This is a genomic window from Rhodovulum steppense (genome assembly GCF_004339675.1).
GTDB lineage: Bacteria > Pseudomonadota > Alphaproteobacteria > Rhodobacterales > Rhodobacteraceae > Rhodovulum > Rhodovulum steppense.
This window is the reverse complement of sequence record NZ_SLVM01000002.1, coordinates 126,054-144,599: the sequence shown is the minus strand read 5'-3', so window position 1 is coordinate 144,599 and position 18,546 is coordinate 126,054. Positions and strand designations below refer to the sequence as shown.

The 18,546-nt window shown below is 69.3% G+C and carries 20 protein-coding genes and 1 riboswitch; of the genes, 9 read left to right on the top strand and 11 right to left on the bottom strand.

From position 1 onward, the window contains the following. Nucleotides 1-5 precede the first annotated feature (5 nt). Nucleotides 6-113, bottom strand: a riboswitch (TPP riboswitch). Nucleotides 114-206: 93 nt separating this feature from the next. Further along, the gene (gene aroC, locus EV216_RS01875; protein WP_132693357.1) at nt 207-1,310 is read left to right on the top strand and encodes a chorismate synthase; all 1,104 of its coding nucleotides are present in this window, start codon (nt 207-209) and stop codon (nt 1,308-1,310) included. On the opposite strand, the gene dxs is transcribed toward aroC, so the two are convergent. From dxs to EV216_RS01845, 6 genes are read right to left on the bottom strand one after another with little or no spacing between them, the layout of a single operon-like run. Further along, the gene (dxs, locus tag EV216_RS01870) at nt 1,307-3,241 is read right to left on the bottom strand and encodes a 1-deoxy-D-xylulose-5-phosphate synthase (RefSeq protein ID WP_132693356.1); all 1,935 of its coding nucleotides are present in this window, start codon (nt 3,239-3,241) and stop codon (nt 1,307-1,309) included. The genes aroC and dxs overlap by 4 nt on opposite strands. Before the next feature lie 26 nt (nt 3,242-3,267). Then, nucleotides 3,268-4,137, bottom strand: a complete 870-nt coding sequence (locus EV216_RS01865; protein ID WP_132693355.1) for a polyprenyl synthetase family protein — start codon at nt 4,135-4,137, stop codon at nt 3,268-3,270. Beyond that, nucleotides 4,137-4,379, bottom strand: coding sequence for an exodeoxyribonuclease VII small subunit (locus tag EV216_RS01860; protein WP_132693354.1), 243 nt, complete (start codon nt 4,377-4,379; stop codon nt 4,137-4,139). The genes EV216_RS01865 and EV216_RS01860 overlap by 1 nt, the downstream gene beginning before the upstream one ends. Further along, complete coding sequence (locus tag EV216_RS01855; RefSeq protein ID WP_132693353.1) at nt 4,376-5,311, bottom strand: histone deacetylase family protein; 936 nt, start codon at nt 5,309-5,311, stop codon at nt 4,376-4,378. The genes EV216_RS01860 and EV216_RS01855 overlap by 4 nt, the downstream gene beginning before the upstream one ends. 39 nt (nt 5,312-5,350) lie before the next feature. Further along, nucleotides 5,351-6,055, bottom strand: coding sequence for a response regulator (locus tag EV216_RS01850; protein WP_424511161.1), 705 nt, complete (start codon nt 6,053-6,055; stop codon nt 5,351-5,353). Further along, entirely contained in the window at nt 6,052-6,567 is a 516-nt protein-coding gene (locus EV216_RS01845; protein WP_132693351.1) for a MarR family winged helix-turn-helix transcriptional regulator, read from the bottom strand. Before EV216_RS01845 ends, EV216_RS01850 begins: the two co-directional genes overlap by 4 nt. A gap of 186 nt (nt 6,568-6,753) precedes the next feature. Between EV216_RS01845 and EV216_RS01840 the strand changes: the two genes are divergently transcribed. Together EV216_RS01840 and EV216_RS01835 are read left to right on the top strand one after the other, a co-directional pair. Continuing rightward, a complete protein-coding gene (locus EV216_RS01840; protein ID WP_132693350.1) occupies nt 6,754-7,620 on the top strand; it encodes a branched-chain amino acid aminotransferase in 867 nt (288 codons plus the stop codon). Nucleotides 7,621-7,822: 202 nt separating this feature from the next. Next, a complete protein-coding gene (locus tag EV216_RS01835; protein WP_132693349.1) occupies nt 7,823-8,452 on the top strand; it encodes a VPLPA-CTERM sorting domain-containing protein in 630 nt (209 codons plus the stop codon). Between the two features lie 56 nt (nt 8,453-8,508). On the opposite strand, the gene EV216_RS01830 is transcribed toward EV216_RS01835, so the two are convergent. Further along, a complete protein-coding gene (locus EV216_RS01830; RefSeq protein WP_132693348.1) occupies nt 8,509-9,123 on the bottom strand; it encodes an enoyl-CoA hydratase/isomerase family protein in 615 nt (204 codons plus the stop codon). Continuing rightward, nucleotides 9,120-9,875, bottom strand: a complete 756-nt coding sequence (locus EV216_RS01825) for an SDR family oxidoreductase (RefSeq protein ID WP_132693347.1) — start codon at nt 9,873-9,875, stop codon at nt 9,120-9,122. Before EV216_RS01825 ends, EV216_RS01830 begins: the two co-directional genes overlap by 4 nt. A 139-nt stretch (nt 9,876-10,014) precedes the next feature. Between EV216_RS01825 and EV216_RS01820 the strand changes: the two genes are divergently transcribed. From EV216_RS01820 to lpxK, 6 genes are all read left to right on the top strand, one after another. Then, on the top strand, nt 10,015-11,517 hold the full coding sequence (locus tag EV216_RS01820) for a DUF2125 domain-containing protein (protein WP_132693346.1): 1,503 nt from the start codon (nt 10,015-10,017) through the stop codon (nt 11,515-11,517). 82 nt (nt 11,518-11,599) lie between these two features. Continuing rightward, nucleotides 11,600-12,946, top strand: a complete 1,347-nt coding sequence (locus tag EV216_RS01815; RefSeq protein WP_132693345.1) for a TldD/PmbA family protein — start codon at nt 11,600-11,602, stop codon at nt 12,944-12,946. Then, nucleotides 12,933-13,706, top strand: coding sequence for a 3'(2'),5'-bisphosphate nucleotidase CysQ (locus EV216_RS01810; protein ID WP_132693344.1), 774 nt, complete (start codon nt 12,933-12,935; stop codon nt 13,704-13,706). The genes EV216_RS01815 and EV216_RS01810 overlap by 14 nt, the downstream gene beginning before the upstream one ends. 81 nt (nt 13,707-13,787) lie before the next feature. Then, the gene (locus EV216_RS01805) at nt 13,788-14,033 is read left to right on the top strand and encodes a DUF4170 domain-containing protein (RefSeq protein ID WP_132693343.1); all 246 of its coding nucleotides are present in this window, start codon (nt 13,788-13,790) and stop codon (nt 14,031-14,033) included. Between the two features lie 11 nt (nt 14,034-14,044). Next, entirely contained in the window at nt 14,045-15,217 is a 1,173-nt protein-coding gene (locus EV216_RS01800) for a 3-deoxy-D-manno-octulosonic acid transferase (protein WP_132693342.1), read from the top strand. Next, complete coding sequence (lpxK, locus tag EV216_RS01795; protein ID WP_132693341.1) at nt 15,217-16,218, top strand: tetraacyldisaccharide 4'-kinase; 1,002 nt, start codon at nt 15,217-15,219, stop codon at nt 16,216-16,218. The genes EV216_RS01800 and lpxK overlap by 1 nt, the downstream gene beginning before the upstream one ends. Here the strand turns inward: lpxK and EV216_RS01790 are convergent. From EV216_RS01790 to EV216_RS01780, 3 genes are read right to left on the bottom strand one after another with little or no spacing between them, the layout of a single operon-like run. Further along, nucleotides 16,190-17,347 carry a CaiB/BaiF CoA transferase family protein gene (locus EV216_RS01790; protein WP_132693340.1) on the bottom strand — a complete coding sequence of 386 codons (1,158 nt, stop codon included), beginning with the start codon at nt 17,345-17,347 and terminating at the stop codon, nt 16,190-16,192. The genes lpxK and EV216_RS01790 overlap by 29 nt on opposite strands. A 3-nt stretch (nt 17,348-17,350) precedes the next feature. Then, the gene (locus EV216_RS01785; RefSeq protein WP_165899112.1) at nt 17,351-18,013 is read right to left on the bottom strand and encodes a DsbA family protein; all 663 of its coding nucleotides are present in this window, start codon (nt 18,011-18,013) and stop codon (nt 17,351-17,353) included. Between the two features lie 13 nt (nt 18,014-18,026). Further along, nucleotides 18,027-18,545, bottom strand: a complete 519-nt coding sequence (locus tag EV216_RS01780; RefSeq protein ID WP_132693338.1) for a DUF721 domain-containing protein — start codon at nt 18,543-18,545, stop codon at nt 18,027-18,029. Nucleotide 18,546 lies beyond the last annotated feature (1 nt).

Sequence of the window (18,546 nt, the reverse complement as noted above, 5' to 3'; positions counted from 1 at the left end):
GGTGGAGGTTGTCCAGTCACCTTCCCTCCGCCGGTTCTAACCGGGTCAGGTTCGACGGGTTCGCGGGCCTTTCCGCATCTCAGCCCCATGACGGGGCACCCCGAGGTAAACCCGACGCTAGCGCCCCGCGGCCCTTCCCGCAAGGCAAAGCTCTTGAGGGGGCGGCGCCCGCCCGCTATGCCGGACGCGCCAGAAGGAGAGCCCGCATGAGCCTGAACAGTTTCGGCCACCTGTTCCGCGTCACCACCTGGGGCGAAAGCCACGGGCCCGCGCTGGGGGCGACCGTCGATGGCTGCCCGCCGGGCGTGGCGCTGGACGAGGGGATGCTACAGCACTGGCTGGACCGGCGCAGGCCGGGGCAGAACCGGTTCACGACCCAGCGCCAGGAACCCGATGCGGTGGAAATCCTGTCGGGCATGTTCGAGGGGCGGACCACCGGCACGCCGATCCAGCTGATGATCCGCAACACCGACCAGCGGTCGAAGGATTACGGCGACATCGCCCAGGCGTTCCGACCGGGACACGCGGACATCACCTATTGGCAGAAATACGGCATCCGCGATCCGCGTGGCGGGGGGCGGTCCTCGGCGCGCGAAACCGCGGCGCGGGTGGCCGCGGGCGGCGTGGCGCGCGCGGTGCTGGGGGTGCTGGCGCCCGAAATTCGGATCACCGGCTACATGGTGCAGATGGGGCCGCATCTGATCGACCGCGAACGATTCGACTGGGCCGAGATCGAGGCGAATCCGTTCTGGTGCCCCGATGCCCGGACGGCCGAGGACTGGGCCACCTATCTGGACGAGATGCGCAAGTCGGGCAATTCTGTCGGTGCGGTGGTCGAGGTGGTGGCGCAGGGCGTGCCCGCCGGTCTGGGCGCGCCGGTCTATGGCAAGCTCGACAGCGATCTGGCCGCCGCGATGATGAGCATCAATGCCGTCAAGGGCGTCGAGATCGGCGCGGGCATGGCGGCCGCCGCGCTGACCGGCGTCGAGAATGCCGACGAGATCACGCCGGGCGCGGATGGCCAGCCGGTCTATGCGTCGAACCATGCGGGCGGGATCCTGGGGGGCATCTCGACCGGGCAGGACGTGGTGGTGCGCTTTGCCGTCAAGCCGACCTCGTCGATCCTGACGCCGCGGCGCACGATCACCCGGGCGGGCGAGGAAACCCAGATCGTCACCAAGGGCCGCCATGACCCTTGTGTCGGCATCCGCGCCGTGCCGGTGGGCGAGGCGATGATGGCCTGCGTGATCCTGGACCACCTGCTGCTGGACCGGGGCCAGACCGGCGGGGTGCGTGGCCTTATCGGTTAGGCCCCGGCCTGCCGCATCGCCGCCCCGGAGGCGCCCAGAACCTCGATCACCCTGGTCTCGATATCGCGGGCGTTCAGGCGGGCGACCGCATACATGTCGGCGGGGTTGGCCTGGTCGATGAAGATGTCGGGCAGCATCATCGCGCGGAATTTCAGCCCGCGGTCGAACACGCCCTTCTCGGCGTAAAGCTGCGCGACATGGCTGCCGAAGCCGCCCAGCGCGCCCTCCTCGATGGTGATGACGGCCTCGTGCTCGCGCGCGAGGCGCAGGATCATGTCCTCGTCCAGCGGCTTGGCGAAGCGGGCATCCGCGATAGTGGGGCGGATGCCATGGGCGGAGAGCGCCTGCGCCGCCTCGCGCACCTCCTTCAGCCGGGCGCCGAAATTCAGCAGCGCCACGCGCTCGCCCTCGGCGATGATGCGGCCCTTGCCGATCTCCAGCGGGGTGCCCTTTTCGGGCAGGTCGACGCCCACCCCCTCGCCGCGGGGGAAGCGGAAGGAAATCGGCCCCTCTTCATGCGCGACGGCGGTTGCCACCATATGCACCAGTTCGGCCTCGTCCGCGGCGGCCATCACCACGAAACCGGGCAGGTTCGCCAGAAACGCGGTGTCATAGGCGCCCGCATGGGTCGGCCCGTCGGCCCCCACCAGCCCCGCCCGGTCGATGGCGAAGCGCACGGGCAGCCGCTGGATCGCCACGTCATGCACGATCTGGTCATAGCCCCGTTGCAGGAAGGTCGAGTAGATCGCGCAGAAGGGTTTCTGCCCGCCCGCCGCCAGCCCGGCGCAGAAGGTCACGGCATGCTGTTCGGCGATGCCCACGTCGAAGCTGCGTTCGGGGAAGCGTTCGGCAAAGAGGTTCAGCCCGGTGCCGTCCGGCATGGCGGCGGTCACGGCGACGACCTTGCGATCGGTCCGCGCCTCGGCGATCAGGGCGTTGGCGAAGACCTTGGTATAGCTGGGCGCGTTTGCAGGCGTCTTGACCTGCTCGCCGGTCGCCACGTCGAATTTCGAGACGCCATGCCCGCAATCGGGCGCGTTTTCCGCAGGGGCGTAGCCCTTGCCCTTTTTCGTGATGACATGGATCAGCATCGGCCCGGTGGCGCGGGCCTTGACCGTGCGCAGGATCGGCAGAAGCTGGTCCAGATCGTGGCCATCGACCGGGCCGACATAGGAGAAGCCCAGTTCCTCGAACAGCGTGCCGCCGACGGTGACATGCTTGATCAGGTCCTTGGCGCGCTTGGCGCCTTCCTGGAAGGGTTGCGGCAGGAAACCGACCGCGCCCTTGGCCAGCGACTTGAACTCCTGGAAGGGTGCGCCTGCGTATAGCCGGTTGAGGTAGGTCGACATCGCCCCCACCGGCGGCGCGATGGACATCTCGTTGTCGTTCAGGATCACGAACAGCCGCGTCTTGAGGTGACCGGCATGGTTCAGCGCCTCGTAGGCCATGCCCGCCGACAGCGCCCCGTCGCCGATCACGGCGATGGCGTCGCCCACGCCCGCCTCGGGCGCGCTGCCCAGGTCGCGCGAGACCGCGTAGCCCAGCGCGGCCGAGATCGAGGTCGAGGAATGGCCCGCGCCGAAGGCGTCGTATTCGCTTTCCTTCATCTTGCAGAAGCCCGCCAGCCCGTCCTTCTGGCGCAGGGTGCGGATGCGGTCGCGCCGTCCGGTCAGGATCTTGTGCGGATAGCATTGATGGCTGACATCCCAGATCAGCCGGTCGCGCGGCGTGTCGAAGACCGCATGCAGCGCCACGGTCAGTTCGACCACGCCCAGCCCCGCGCCCAGATGCCCGCCGGTCTCGGACACGGCGGAAACGGTTTCCTGCCGCAATTCATCGGCCAGCTGGATCAGCTCGGCATCGGACAGGCCCTTGAGGTCGGTCGGGCTGGTGACGCGGTCGAGCAGCGGCGTATGGGGACGGTTGGTCAAGCGATCGGTCCTTTGGGGCGCGTGGGTCAGGTGTCGCGCGCAATAACGAAGCGGGCGGTTTCCCGCAAGGCATCGGCCCTTGGGCCGAAGGGGTCCAGCGCGGCGCAGGCCTCGTCCACCAGATCGCGCGCCCTTGCCCGGGCGCCATCCAGTCCCAGCAGCGAGACGAAGGTCGCCTTGCCCGCATCGGCATCCTTCTGCACGCGCTTGCCGGTCTTTTCCACGTCGCCCTCGACATCGAGGATGTCGTCGGCGATCTGGAAGGCCAGCCCCAGCGCGGTCGCGTAGGATGACAAGGGCGCGATATCGGCGCCGCCCAGCCGCGCGCCCGCCTCGGCCGACCAGCGGATCAGCGCGCCGGTCTTGTTGGCCTGCAACTCGGTGATCTCGGCCAGATTCAGCGCCCGGCCTGCGGTTTCCGCCGCGATGTCCTGGGCCTGGCCCAGCACCATGCCGTCGATGCCCGCGGCCCGCGCCAGCGAGGCCACGAGGTCGATCCGCACGGACGGGTCGGGATGGCAGGCGGGATCGGCCAGCAGGCCGAAGGCCAGCGTCTGCAACGCATCGCCCACCAAGAGCGCGGTGCCCTCGTCCCATTTGATATGCACCGTGGCCAGGCCCCGGCGCAGGTCGTCGTCATCCATGCAGGGCATGTCGTCATGGACCAGCGAATAGGCATGGATCGCCTCGATGGCGGCGGCGGCATGCACGGCCTGACCGGCCGACACGCCGTAAAGCGCCGCCCCCTCGATCACCAGAAAGCCGCGCAGCCGCTTGCCGCCCGCCACCGCATAGCGCATCGCGTGCGTCACGGGCTGGTCGGCGGCATCGGCCAAGGCCCGCATCAGCCGCGCCTCGATCAGGGCGGCGGCGTCCTTCAGTTGCGACTGGAACATCACATCCCCTCGACGGGGGTGGTGCCGGTGGGATTGCCGTTGCCGTCCAGCGTGATCTGGGCGACCTTTTCCTCGGCTTCCTTCAGCTTCTTCTCGCAATGCCGTTTCAGCGTCGCGGCCTGTTCCGACAGCGTGATCGACTCTTCGAGCGGCACATCGCCCCGTTCCAGCGCCGTGACCGCCGCCTCCAGCGCGGCCATCGCCTCTTCGAAACTCATCTCGGACACCGGCTTGTCGGTCATGCGCCCCGCTCCATCAGCACCTTGACATGCGCCGCGACGGACGCGGCCAGCGCATCCAGATCATAGCCGCCCTCCAGTGTCGAGACCACCCTGCCGCCGCAATGGGCGTCGGCGATGTCGCAGAGCCGTTCGGTGACCCAGGCGAAATCCTCTGCCCCGAGGTCCAGTTGCGCCAGCGGGTCGGCCCTGTGCGCGTCGAACCCCGCCGAGACGATCAGCAGGTCGGGTGCAAACCCGTCCAGCCGGGGCAGGACCTGCCGTTCCACCTCGGCCCGGAACCGCGCGCCGTCGGAATGGGGCGGCAGGGGCACGTTCAGGATGTTGTCATGCGCGCCGCGTTCGTCGGGCGCGCCGGTGCCGGGATAAAGCGGCATCTGGTGGGTCGAGACGAACAGCGCGCGCGGCTCGTCCCACAGGATGTCCTGCGTACCGTTGCCGTGATGCACGTCGAAATCCATGACCGCGACCCGCGCCAGCCCGTGATGGTCCAGCGCGTATTTCGCCGCGATCGCCGCATTGGACAGCAGGCAGAACCCCATCGCGCGCCGCGCCTCGGCATGGTGGCCGGGCGGGCGCATCGCGACGAAGGCATTGCGGGCCTCGCCGCCCAGCACCATGTCAACCGCCCGCAGGCACCCGCCCAAGCCGCGCAGCGCCGCCTGCCAGGAACCGGGCGACAGCCATGTGTCGGGGTCGAGCGCCACCTCGCCCGAGACCGGCACCGCGGCCCTGAGCTTGTCGATATAGCCCTGCGGGTGGCCGTTCAGCGCCTGCGATGCGTCGGCCAGCGGCGCGGCTTCGCGGATCAGGAAGGTGAATTCGGGCGCGGTCAGCGCCTCGTTCACGGCCTCGATCCGGGCCACGCGTTCGGGATGGCCGGGCGGCGTGACATGGGTCAGGGCGTCGGGATGGGTGATCAGCGCGGTTGTCATGGCCCGAAGGCTAGGGGGCGGGGCGGGGCCCGGCAAGGCTCAATCGGGCGCCAGCATGTAGCCTTCGCCCCGCACCGTCTGCAGATAGCGCGGCTGGCGCGGGTCGGCCTCGATCTTGCGGCGCAGGCGGGTGATCTGAACATCGACCGCGCGTTCCTGGGCCTGGTCGCCGTCGCGGCCCAGCTCCTCGACCAGCCGGGTGCGGCTGACCGCCTCGCCGGGGCGGGCGGAAAAGATGCGCATCAATTGCGCCTCGGTCGCGGTCAGGCGCACCCGTTCGTCGCCCGCCCACAGCTCGCCCCGGCCGACGTCATAGCGCACCAGCCCCAGATGCAGGACCTTGGGCAGATCGGCCGGGGTGCTGACCTGCGGCACACGGCGCAGGATGGCATTGATCCTGAGCAGGAGTTCCTTGGGTTCGAAGGGCTTGGGCAGGTAATCGTCGGCGCCTGCCTCAAGTCCCGCGATCCGGTCCGAGGTTTCGCCCCGCGCCGTCAACAGCAGGATCGGCGTCGCGATGTCGGCCCGGATCGAGCGGGTGAAGGAAACCCCGTCCTCGCCCGGCATCATCACGTCCAGCACGATCAGGTCGAAGTCGAGCCCCCCCAGCAGCCGCCGCGCATGCCCGGCATCGCGCGCCGTGCTGACCAGAAAGCCGTTGCGCAGCAGGAACTTGCGCAGCAGATCGCGGATCCGCGCATCGTCATCGACCACGAGAAGGTGAATGCCCGGCATGGACGTCATCGCGAACTGTCCGACAACCCGTCGAAATGGCGCCGCATCTCGGGATCCATCATCGCCTCGAGCACCTGCCGGAAGCCCGCCACCGCCACCGGCCCCGCCGCGCGATAGGCCGCGCGCATGCGTTCGCGCTGGGCGTCCGACAGCTTCTGTTCCAGCGCGGCCCCCGCCTCGGTCAGGTAGAGATGCCGCTCGCGCTTGTCGCGATGGCCGATGCGGGCCTCGACCAGCCCGTCCTCGACCAGCGCGCGCAGCACGCGGTTCAGCGACTGCTTGGTGACGCCAAGGATCGACAGGAGGTTGTTGACCGTGGTGCCGGGCGAACGATGGATGAAATGGATCGCGCGGTGATGCGCCCGGCCATAGCCATGTTCGTCAAGGATGCGGTCGGGGTCGGCGGTGAAGCCGCGATAGGCGAAGAACATCGCCTCGATCCCCTTGCGGATCTGGTCGTCGGTCAGGAACAGCAGGCTCTCGCCGCTCTTCTGTGCAACCGCGGATGCGCCCTGTGACATACCCACACCCCCGTCCGATTTCACCGCTGACCGATCCGGGGCGATCTTATGTCAGCCTTGTTGACTTTCCAAGACTCAACTGGTAGCGAGCCGTGGATTTCGCGCAATATTATGTCCGAAGCGGACCTAATTCGCGCAACATTAGGAAAAACACCGCCCCGAAAGGGCAAGCGAAGGGGAAGCGCCATGACTGGCTATGACGACCGCGACGGCTTCATCTGGATGGACGGCAAACTGGTGCCCTGGCGCGAGGCCAATGTGCATCTGCTGACCCATGCGCTGCACTATGCCTCGTCGGTCTTCGAGGGCGAGCGCGCCTATGGCGGCCGGATCTTCAAGTCGCGCGAGCATTCCGAGCGGCTGAGGACCTCGGCCAGCCTGATCGACTTCGAGATCCCCTACAGCGTCGACGAGATCGAAGCGGCCAAGGCGCAGGTCATGCAGGCCAACGGCATGACGGACGCCTATGTGCGCGCGCTTGCCTGGCGCGGCGCGGGCGAGGATATGGGCGTCGCCTCGCGTCGCAACCCGGTGCGCATGGCGGTCGCGGCCTGGGAATGGGGCGCCTATTACGGCGATGCCAAGATGAAGGGCGCGAAGCTTGACATCGCGAAATGGCGCCGCCCGGACCCGGCCACCGCGCCCAGCCAGGCCAAGGCCGCCGGTCTCTACATGATCTGCACCATGTCCAAGCATGCGGCCGAGGCCAAGGGCTGTTCGGATGCGATGATGTTCGACTATCGCGGCTATGTCGCCGAGGCGACCGGGGCCAATATCTTCTTCGTCAGGGATGGCGAGGTGCACACGCCGAAACCCGACTGCTTCCTGAACGGCATCACGCGGCAGACCGTGATCGGGATGCTGCATGACCGCCAGATCAAGGTCCATGAGCGCCATATCATGCCCGAGGAGCTTGAAGACTTCCAGCAATGCTGGCTGACCGGCACCGCGGCCGAGGTGACGCCGGTGGGCCAGATCGGCGATTACAATTTCGAGGTCGGCGCGCTGGCCCGCGAGATGGTCGACGCCTACGAGAAACTCGTGCGTGCGTAGTGCGGGACCGGCAGATCAGCCCCATCGCCACGTCCCTGCACGGCCAGGGACGCGATGGCACGCCCCCGGCAGCACAGGCCGACGCGGAAAAACGTGGAGAGAGTGTCGTTTTTTTGTTAACCTTCGCTCTGTGCACAGGCACGCGAAGGCCGGGTGTGCGCTCGGTCGCTTCATGAGTTGATTTAAAGGGGGAATATCTGACATGCGTAAATATCTGATCGCAGTCGCAACCATCGGCTGCATGACCGCTGGCGGAGCGTCCGCGGCAACCTTCAACGGCGAGTTCTGGGACGCGCCCGCAAACTCGATCGACGGACCGGACTTCCTCAGCCAAGCGATCGCGCAGGCCGCGGGTGCGCCGACCGCCACGTTCACGTCCACCGCACTTAGCTACGGCAACGCCGGCGCCAATTGGGCAATCGGTTCGCTGTCGGATTTCCTTGCAGCCGACGCAGGGTCCATTGTCGGGACCAACCCGGCAAACATCCAGGAATCGGTGTTCCGCTTCACCGGGTTTGTTTCACTGAACACTGGCGACAACATCAGCGTGACCTCTGATGACGGCTTCCGCCTGATCATCGACGGCAATACCTTCCTCGAGTACAACGGCATCCGTGCGCCAGGCAGCAACTCCAACGCGAATTGGGCGGGGCCGGCCGGCACATATTCCATGACAATGTGGTTCTTCGAAGGGAACGTCACGCAGGTCCAGCTCCTCTCCAACCTTGGGGACTATGCGGTCGCTCCGGTGCCGGTGCCGGCGGCGGGTCTGCTGCTGCTGACGGGCCTGGGCGGCATGGCCGCGCTGCGCCGCCGCCGCAAGGCTGCATGATGGCGTCATCAGCCTGACCGGATAACACAGGCGGGCGCCCTGTTTCAGGGCGTCCCCTATTCGATAAGCGCCTTGATGGCCGCCCGGTGTTCAGGCGACGCGGCGAGCGGAGCGGCCAAGAGATCGTCCGCCGCTGCCATCAGCCCATCCTGCGGCACCAGACGGTCCACCAGCCCGAAGGACAGCGCTTCGTCCGCGCCGATCCTTGCGCCGCCCATCAGGATCAGCTTGGCCCGCGCCGGGCCGACCAGCGCCGCCAGCCGCCCGGGATCGGACGGTTGCGGCAGGAAGCCGAGCTTCATCACCGGATAGAAGAATTTGGCCTCGGGCACGGCCAGCCGCAGATCGCAGGCCAGCGCCATGCCGAAGGCGCCGCCCGCCAGCGTGCCGTTCAGCGCCGCCACCGTCAGCGCGTCCAGCGCCGCGATCCGGCCCGAGACGCTTTCCCAGACCGGATCGGTGGCCAGTCCCGCGCGCGCCTCGTCCAGATCCGCGCCCGCGCTGAATACCTTGCCCGCGCCGGTGATGACCAGCGCCGCGATGCGTGCGCGCGCCGCCTCGGCCAGGATGTCGTCCAGATCGCCCAGCATGGCGCGGGTCAGCGAATTGGCCTTGTCGGGCCGGTTCAGGGTCACAACCCAGCGCGCGCCGTCCTTGTCCAGCCCGATCACGAGGGCAGCCCCGCGCGGCGGCGGATGGCGCGTTCGCGCAGCGACACCTCCTGGCCCAGGAACTCGTCGGCATCCGCGCTGCACATCCAGACCAGCGCGCGGGCGGGCCAGGCGGGGGGGACATGCTCGGCCCAGTCCAGACGGCTGACCGGGTTCACGCCGCTGTCGCGGATCGTCTTCTGCATGTCGGTCGCGACGGTGCCGGGCGACAGGCTGATCGCCCTGATGCCCTGCGCGCGGCCTTCGAGATCGGCGCAGCGGGTCAGCATCGCGGCCCCCGCCTTGGCGGTGCAATAGGCGCTCCAGCCCTCCATCGCGTTATGGGCCGCACCCGAGCCGATGGTCAGGATCGTGCCGCCGCCTGCCGCCGCCATCACCGGCATGGCCGCGCGAAAGCCGTGGAAGACGCCCTTGAGGTTGGTGTCGATTGCCGCCGCCCATTCGCCGGGATCGGCATCCTGCAAGCGCGCGATGGGTTCGATCACGGCGGCGTTGTTCACCAGGATGTCGATCTGCCCGAAGGCCCGGACCGTGGCGCGCACCGCGTCCGCGACCTGTGCGAAATCGGCCACGTCGCAGCGCAGGGCGATCGCCCCGCCGCCGATCTCGCGCGCGATGCTGGCAATCGCCTGTTCGCTGCGCGCGGCCAGCGCCACCCTTGCCCCGGCTTCGGCAAAGGCGCGTGCGGCGGCGGCGCCGATGCCGCGGCTGGCTCCCGTGATCAGAACGCTCTGGCCCGACAATTCACCCATGTTACCCCTCATCGTCAGCAAAATGCCTCGGGCCAAGTCCTAGCCCAGCCTCTGGCGGCAGACCAGAGCAACGTGGCGTTGACTCCCCCCGGCCAAGCACCGACATTCAAGCCTGACATCCTGCCATGAAAGGGAACACATGCTGCTGCGCATCTCGGCCTCTGCCGGGGCCATCGTCGCCGCGCTGGCCATCGCCGCGCCGGCCTGGGCCGATCTGACCGCCGCCGAGGTCTGGGCCTCGTGGAAGGCGCTGGCCGAGAGGTCCGGCCAGACCATTTCCGGCAGCGAAACGAAGTCGGGCGACACCCTGACCGTCCGCGACGTGACCATGGCGATGGAAACCGCCAGCGGCTCGGCCTCGGGTGCTATGGGCGACATCGCCTTTACCGAGAACCGCGACGGGTCGGTGTCGATCCGCCTTGCGCCGGAGTACCCGCTGGTGGTCTCGTCGACATCGGACACGGGCGAGCGCGTCGAGATGAAGATGACGCTGCGCCAGCGCGATCTCAGCATGACCGCCCGCGGCAATGCCGGTGCCATCGCCTATGATTTCGCCGCGCCCGAGGCGTCCTTTGCCCTCGATCAGATGCTGGTCGATGGCCAGCCGATGGACATGGCGATGGAGATGTCGGCGCGGGGGATTTCCGGCGGCTACACGATGGCCGAGGGCGCGACCGGGCGGATCGACGGCACCCTGAACGCCGCCACCGCGCGGCTGGACATGAACGCGACCAATCCGGAGGACGGGGCGCGTTTCAAGTTCGGCGGCGAGATGACCGATCTGGTCGTGTCCTCCTCCAGCACGGTTCCGGCGGGCATGCAGACCACGGATCTGGGCGCGATGCTGGCGGCGGGTTTCGCCTCGACCGGCAAGATCGCCCATGGCGGCATGGCCTATGCCATGGACATGGCGCAGGCGGGCGAAAGCACGAATGTCGCGGCAACCCTTGGGCCCGGGACGCTGGATTTCGCGCTGGCCGATGGCGGCATGCTGTATGATGTGCGCTCGACCAGGGGGCAGATCGGGATTTCCGGCTCGACGCTGCCGCTGCCCCGGATCGACGTCACCTTTGACGACAGCGCCTTCAGCTTCCGCATGCCGATGGTCCGGAGTGCGGCGCCCTCCGATTTCGGGCTGCTGACCCGGATTGCCGGGCTGACGATCAGCGATGGCATCTGGGCCATGTTCGACCCCTCGGGCCAGTTGCCGCGCGATCCGGCGACGCTGGTGATCGACCTGGCGGGCAAGGTGCGGCTTCTGTCCGACCTGACCAACCCGGCGGTCGCCCAGTCACCCGAGGCGCCCGCCGAACTGCACGAGCTGAACGTCAAGGATCTGAAGCTCAGCCTTGCCGGGGCGGAACTGACCGGCAACGGGGCCTTCGTCTTCGACAATTCCGACAAGGTCACGTTCGACGGGATGCCCCGGCCCACCGGCGGGATCGCGCTGCGGCTTGCGGGCGGGAACACGCTGCTTGACCGGCTGGTGGCGATGGGGCTGGTCCCGCCGGATCAGGCAATGGGCATGCGCATGATGCTGGGCATGTTCGCCCGGCCCACCGGCGAGGGCGACACGCTGAGTTCGCAGATCGAAGTCACGCCCGACGGCCAGGTGGTGGCGAACGGCCAGCGGCTGCGCTGAGCGCGGCAATGGCCCCTCGCGCGGGCTTGCGCGGGGGGCGCGGGCGGCCTACCTGAACGCCAGATCCATCGCCGGAGGCCCGATGCCCGACACAATCGAAACGCTGACCGCCGCGCTGCTGGATGCCGCGCTCAAGGCCGGTGCCGACGCGGCGGATGCGCTGGCGGTTGCAGAGGCATCGCTGTCCATCGACGTGCGCGGCGGGCGGCTGGAACAGGCCGAGCGCGCCGAAAGCACCGAGATCGGGCTGCGCGTGCTGATCGGGCGGCGGCAGGCCTGTGTTTCCGCGTCGGACACGCGGCCCGCGACGCTGGCCGAGATGGCCGAACGCGCCGTCGCCATGGCGCGCGAGGCGCCCGAGGATCCGACCGTGGGGCTGGCCGATCCCGGCCAGATCGCCCGCGAACTCGACATCGCCGCGCTGGAACTGGCCGATCCCGCGCCCGAACCCGAACCCGCCATGCTGGAGGAGGATGCGCGCCGGGCCGAGGCGGCCGCACGGGCCGTTCCCGGCATCACCCAGATCGAATCGGCGGGCGCGGGCTATGACCGGCAGCGGCTGTTTCTGGCCGCGACGAACGGCTTTGCGGGCGGCTACGAGCGGACCATCCGCTCGACATCCTGCGTCGCGATCTGCGGCGAGGGCACGGGCATGGAACGCGACTGGTGCCACGAGGCGCGGGTCTTCCAGGCCGATCTGCCCGGCCCCGAGGAAATCGGCCGCATTGCCGGGGAACGAACCATTGAACGCGCCGCGCCCCGCCGGCCCCGAACCGGCGCCTACCCGGTGCTGTTCGACGAGCGGGTGGCATCCTCGCTGATCGGGCATCTGCTGTCGGCGATCAACGGCACCGCCATCGTGCGCGGCGCCTCTTGGGCGCGCGATATGATGGGGCAGGCGGTGCTGCCCGCGGGGCTGTCGCTGATCGCCGAACCGCACCGGCCGCGCATCGCAGGCTCGCGCCCCTTCGATGGCGAGGGGCTGGCGACCGCGCGGCGTGCGCTGGTCGCGGACGGGGTGCTGGCGAGTTGGGTGCTGGATCTGGGCACCGCGCGCAAGCTGGGGCTGGACAGCACAGCGAATGCCGCGCGCGGCGTGTCCTCTCCGCCGTCGCCGTCCTCGGGCAATGTCACGCTGACGCCGGGCACGCGCACCCGCGGCGACCTGATCGCCGAGATGGGCACCGGGCTTGTGGTGACCTCGATGATTGGCAGCACGATCAACCCGACCACGGGCGACTATTCCCGCGGCGCTGCGGGCTTCTGGGTCGAGAACGGGCAGATCGCCTGGCCGGTCAATGAATGCACCATCGCCGGAAGCCTGCCCGACATGCTGCGCCGGATCGTTCCGGCCAACGATGCCCGGGATCACAAGTCGCATCGGGTGCCAAGCCTGCTGGTCGAGGGGCTGACGCTTGCCGGCGACTGACCTTGCGCTGCTGATCGAGGCGGCCGAGGCCGCAGGCCGGATCGCCGAACGCCACTGGAGACGCAAGCTGCGCGTCTGGGACAAGCCCGGCCATCAGGGCCCCGTGACCGAGGCCGATCTGGAAATCGACGCCATGCTGCGCGAGCGGCTGATGGCGGCGCGGCCGGGCTATGGCTGGCTGTCCGAGGAAACCGAGGACGGCCCCGCGCGGCTGGGCGCCGAGCGCGTCTTCGTCGTCGATCCGCTGGACGGCACCCGGGCCTTTCTGGAAGGCGACAAGTCCTTTGCCCATGCGCTGGCGGTGGCCGCGGCGGGGCGGGTGGTGGCCGCTGCGGTCTATCTGCCGATGCTGGAAAAGCTTTACGCCGCCACCGCCGGGGGCGGCGCCACGCTGAACGGCGTGCCGATCCGGGCCAGCGGGCGGGCGCTGCTGGATGGGGCGGCGGTGCTGACCTCGCGCCCGGCGCTCGAACCGCGGCACTGGTCGGGGCCGCCGCCCTCTGTCCACCGGTCGCTGCGCGCCTCGCTGGCCTATCGGCTGTGCCTGGTGGCCGAGGGGCGGTTCGACGCGATGCTGACGCTGCGGGACAGCTGGGACTGGGACACCGCGGCGGGCAGCCTGATCGCCACCGAGGCGGGCGCGCGGGTCACCGACCGGGCAGGTGCCGCGCTGGCCTTCAACACCGCGATCCCGGTATCGCGCGGGGTGATCGCCGCGCCGCCGCCGCTGCATGACGAGGTGATCGCGCGGCTGGCCTGACGCCCCGATGCGCCCTTTCACGGTCCCCTTGCTTGGTCTAGGGTGCGGCTGACGGCAAGGCAGAACCCAAGGGGGATGACGATGACCCAGCGCCTGCATCTGGTCTTTGGCGGCGAACTGGTCGATCCCGGCCGGACGGTGTTCCGCAACACCGACGACATCCATATCGTGGGCATGTTCCCCGACTATGCCAGCGCCCATGCGGCCTGGAAGGCCGAGGCCCAGCGCACCGTGGACAATGCCCATATGCGCTATTTCATCGCCCATATCCACCGCCTGCGCGACGAAGAGGCCGAGGCCGGACCAACCGAGGAACTCGGGACCTGAAAGCGGCGCGGATGGCGGGCGGGGGGCAGGATCCGGGCACGCGGCCCGATGGCCCGGTGGTCTGGCTGCATGCGCCGCCACCTGCGGAACGGCTTGCCGCCGCCGAACTGATCCGCATGCTGAACTCCGAACGTCCGGATCTTGCGGTCCTGGTGACCGGCGAGGATGGCCTGCCCGACTGGACCGGCGGGCTGCTTCGCCCGGGCGCGCTGCATCTTGCCGCCGCTCCGCGCGACAGCCAGCGCGCCGCGGCCGAGTTCGTGGCGGACTGGCGGCCGGATATCGCCGTCTTCTACCCCCAGACCCTGCCGATGGCCGCCTTGGCCCAGGCCCATGCCCGCGGCGCTGCGCTGTTCCTGATCGCCCGCGACCTGCCCGAAAGCTGGCGCGGCCGCTGGCGGCTGGGCGGCGGGGTGACGCGGCGGATGCTGCGCCGTTTCGATCGCATCTATGCACAAAGCCGGGCCTGCGCCGAGCAGTTGCGCGCGCTGGGCGCATCGTCGGTCCAGATGATCCCCTGTGGTCCGCTGTCCGAGGGCAGTGCGGTCCTGCGCTGCAGCGAGACCGAACGCGAGGTTCTGGCCCGGATGATGGGGGCGCGCCCCGCCTGGCTGGCCGCCTGCATCCGGCCCGAGGAAGAGGCGGTCGTCGTCGCGGCCCATTCCCGCGCGATCCGGCAGGCGCACCGGCTGTTGCTGCTGCTCGTGCCGGACGATCCCGCAAGGGGACCGGCGCTGGCCCGGCGGCTGCGGGCAGAGGGGTGGGAGGTATCGCTGCGCTCCGAGGACGAGGAGCCCGAGACCGAAACGCAGATCTATGTCGCCGATACCGAGGGCGAACTGGGGCTCTGGTTGCGGCTTGCGCCACTGACCTTTATCGGCGGCACGCTGGCGGGCGCGCCCGGCCCCGATCCCTACCATGCCGCGGCGCTGGGCTCGGCCATCGTGCATGGCCCGGCCACCGACGCGCACGCGACGCATTACCGCTGGCTTTCCGGGGCCAGGGCCGCGCGGCCGGTGCGGGACGAACAGAGTCTCGCCGATGCGGTGGCCGATCTGCTGTCGCCCGACCGCGCCGCCGAGATGGCCCGCGCCGCCTGGGAGGTCTCGACCGAGGGCTCGGCGGCGACCGAGCGCGTGATGCGCCGGATGATCGAGGCGCTTGCCCTGGCGGAGGCAGGCTGATGCGCCCGCCCGGGTTCTGGTTCAATCCGCCCGAGAGGCCGGGGATCGCGGCCCGCGCGCTGGCGCCGCTGGGCGCGCTTTACGCGCTGGGCACGGCGCGGCGGTTGCGGCGCGGGATGCCCGAACGGGTCGGCGTGCCGGTGATCTGCGTGGGCAACATCAATGCGGGCGGCACCGGCAAGACGCCCACGGTGATCGCGCTGGTGCAGCGGCTGGCGGCGCGCGGGGTGGCGGCGCATGTGGTCAGCCGCGGCCATGGCGGGCGGCTGGAAGGCCCGGTCAGGGTCGAGGAACGCGGTCACAGCGCCGCGGATGTCGGCGACGAGCCGCTCTTGCTGGCGGCCTTTGCGCCGGTCTGGGTCGCGCGGGACCGGGCTGCGGGCGCGCGCGCGGCGGTGGCGGCCGGGGCACAGGCGATCGTGATGGATGACGGGTTCCAGAACCCGGCGCTGGCCAAGGACCTGTCCATCGCCGTGGTCGATGCCGCCAAGGGGTTCGGCAACGGGCGGGTGATCCCCGCGGGACCGCTGCGCGAGCCGGTGGCCGCGGGTCTAGCGCGCGCCGATCTGGTGCTGTCGATCGGCCCGGCCCCGGCCCAGCGCCATTTCGCATCCGTCTGGGGCACGCGGTTGTCCGTGCCCCATCTGACCGGCGCGCTGAGACCGCTGGAAACCGGCATGGACTGGGCGGGGCTGCGCGTTCTGGCATTTGCCGGGATCGGTCATCCCGAGAAGTTCTTTGCCACGGTCGAGGCGCTGGGCGCGCGGCTGATGCGGGCCGAGGCGCTGGAGGATCACCAGCCGCTGACGCCCGCGCTGATGACACGGCTGGAAACCGAGGCAAGGCTGATCGGGGCGCAACTGGTGACCACGGAAAAGGACGCGGTGCGCCTGCCGCCCGGGTTCCGGCAAAAGGTGCTGACGGTTCCGGTGCGGCTGGAAATCGCGGATTGGGCCGGGATAGAGACTGCTTTCAATCGGCTGGGGCTTGGCGGCGGCTGAGTTCCTGCCGGATCGCCGCGCCATCCGCGTCCAGTTTCGGCGCGGCGCGGTCCAGCGCCAGTTCCGCATCGGAAAACACGATGGGCGTGCGCAGACCCGGCACGCCGTCGCGCGGGGCCACCATCCTGCGGTGAAGGATCTGCGGATCGGCGAAAACCTGGGCCATGTCGTTGATCGGCCCGGCGGGGACGCCTTGCGCCTCGCAGGCGGTCAGCAGATCGTCCCTGGCAAAGCGGCGTGTCGCGGCCTGAAGCCGGTCGATCAGCGCCGCGCGGTTCGCGATCCGGTCCGGGTTGGTGGCAAAGGCGGGATCGGCCGCCAGAGCGGAAAGCCCCAGCAGCGCGCAAAGCCGCGCGAATTGCCCGTCATTGCCGACCGCGATGATGATATGCCCGTCGGCGCAGTCGAAGACCTGGTAGGGCGCGAGGTTGGGATGGGCATTGCCCAGCCGCTGCGGCGGCTGCCCGGTGGTCAGGTAGTTCATCGCCTGGTTCGCGGTGATCGCCGTGGCCACGTCGAACAGCGCCATGTCGATCTGCTGGCCCTGCCCCGTCGCCTGCCGCTGATGAATCGCGGCCAGGATCGCGGTCGCGGCATAGACCCCGGTGAAGATGTCGGCCACCGCCACGCCCACCTTCTGCGGCTGGCCGTCCGGCGTGCCGGTGATCGACATCAGCCCCGACATGCCCTGAATGATCGCATCATAGCCCGGCCGGTGGGCATAGGGGCCGTCCTGCCCGAAGCCGGTGATCGAGCAGTAGATCAGACGCGGATTGAGCCGGGACAGAGACTGATAATCAAGCCCGTATTTCGCAAGGCCGCCGACCTTGAAGTTCTCGATCACCACATCCGCCCCGGCGGCCAGATCGCGCACCAGCGCCTGTCCCTCGGGCGTGCGGAAATCGCAGGCGACCGACCGCTTGCCCCGGTTGCAGGCGTGGAAATAGGCGGCCGAGCGGTCGCCCTCGCGTTCGACGAAGGGCGGCCCCCAGCGGCGGGTATCGTCGCCCTCGGGCGCCTCGACCTTGATGACCTCGGCGCCCAGATCGGCCAGAACCTGACCGGCCCAGGGACCGGCCAGGATGCGGGCCAGTTCTATGACCCGCAATCCGGCAAGCGGCGCCGCCATGGGCTATCCGGCCAGCTTTTCGTCGAGGATCTTCTTCAGGTCGCGATAGCGCATGTTCTTGTAGAGCTGCCCGTCGATCACGATCGACGGCGTCGCGTTGACCCCGGCCTTGTCGGTCATCTCGGCCGAGTGGTCGCGCAGCGCGGCGGCCATGGCGGCATCGCTCAGGCAGGCTTCGAGCTGGTCGTTGCCCAGCCCGGCGGTCCGCCCGATCTGGCGCAGGCTCTCGGCGGTTTTCGAGGGATCCTTGGGGTCGATCCAGTCGCTTTGCTTCTGGTAGATCGTGGACACGATCCCGAAGAACCGCATCTCGCCCCCGCACCGCGCCAGAAGCCCGGCCCAGATCGCGTAAGGGTCCCAATAGACCTCGCGATAGGTGAAATGCACCTTGCCGGTGTCGATATACTCCGCCTTGAGCTGCTTGAAGACCTCGTCATGGAAGGTGCCGCAATGCCCACAGGTGAACGAGGCAAACTCCTCCAGCCTGATCGGCGCATCGGGATCGCCCAGCGTGAAGGACTCGATCTGCGGGGCCGTCTCGGCATGGGCGGCCGGAACCGGCGTCAGCGACAGGCCCGGCGCCTGGCTCGGCGCCGAGGTCAGCCACAGTCCGCCCAGGGCAGCCAGCGCCACAAGACCGAGCGAGAGCGAAAGAATGCGGATCATGGAACGGGTCTCCCTAGCGTTTCGGGCGGGATAGGACGTTTTGGCCAAGTGCTGCAAGGGCTGCGCGCAACCCCTCGTCATGCACGTCGCCGGACAGGGCGGCGGCCTCTGTCGCGATGGCCGGATCGGGCCGGGCCGGGGCGGGTTTCGGGGCCGGGGCGAATTGCGCATGGCCTTCGGCAAAGCCCGTGGGCGCGGTCTGGGTCAGCCGGATCCGCGCGATGGCGTTGTAGCCGTAGCAGGCGTTCACCTTCTCGCGGATCGCGTCCTTCTGCATCTCAAGCAGCGGCGCGACGGCCCCGGTGGTCAATATGGTCAGCGTCGCCCCGAAGCCTTCGCGGCCATATTTCACCTCGACCGGACGGGCGATGCGGGCGGTCTCCTCGCCCACGATCTCGGCCCAATGGGTCAGCACGCGCGACACGGCAAATCCGCGTTTCTCGCCCGCGCTGCGGATGCGCTTGGCCAGCAGCGCCGCCGCGGGCTCGAACCCCCGCTTGCGTCGGCTGTGACTGTCGCCCGGCCTGGCCATG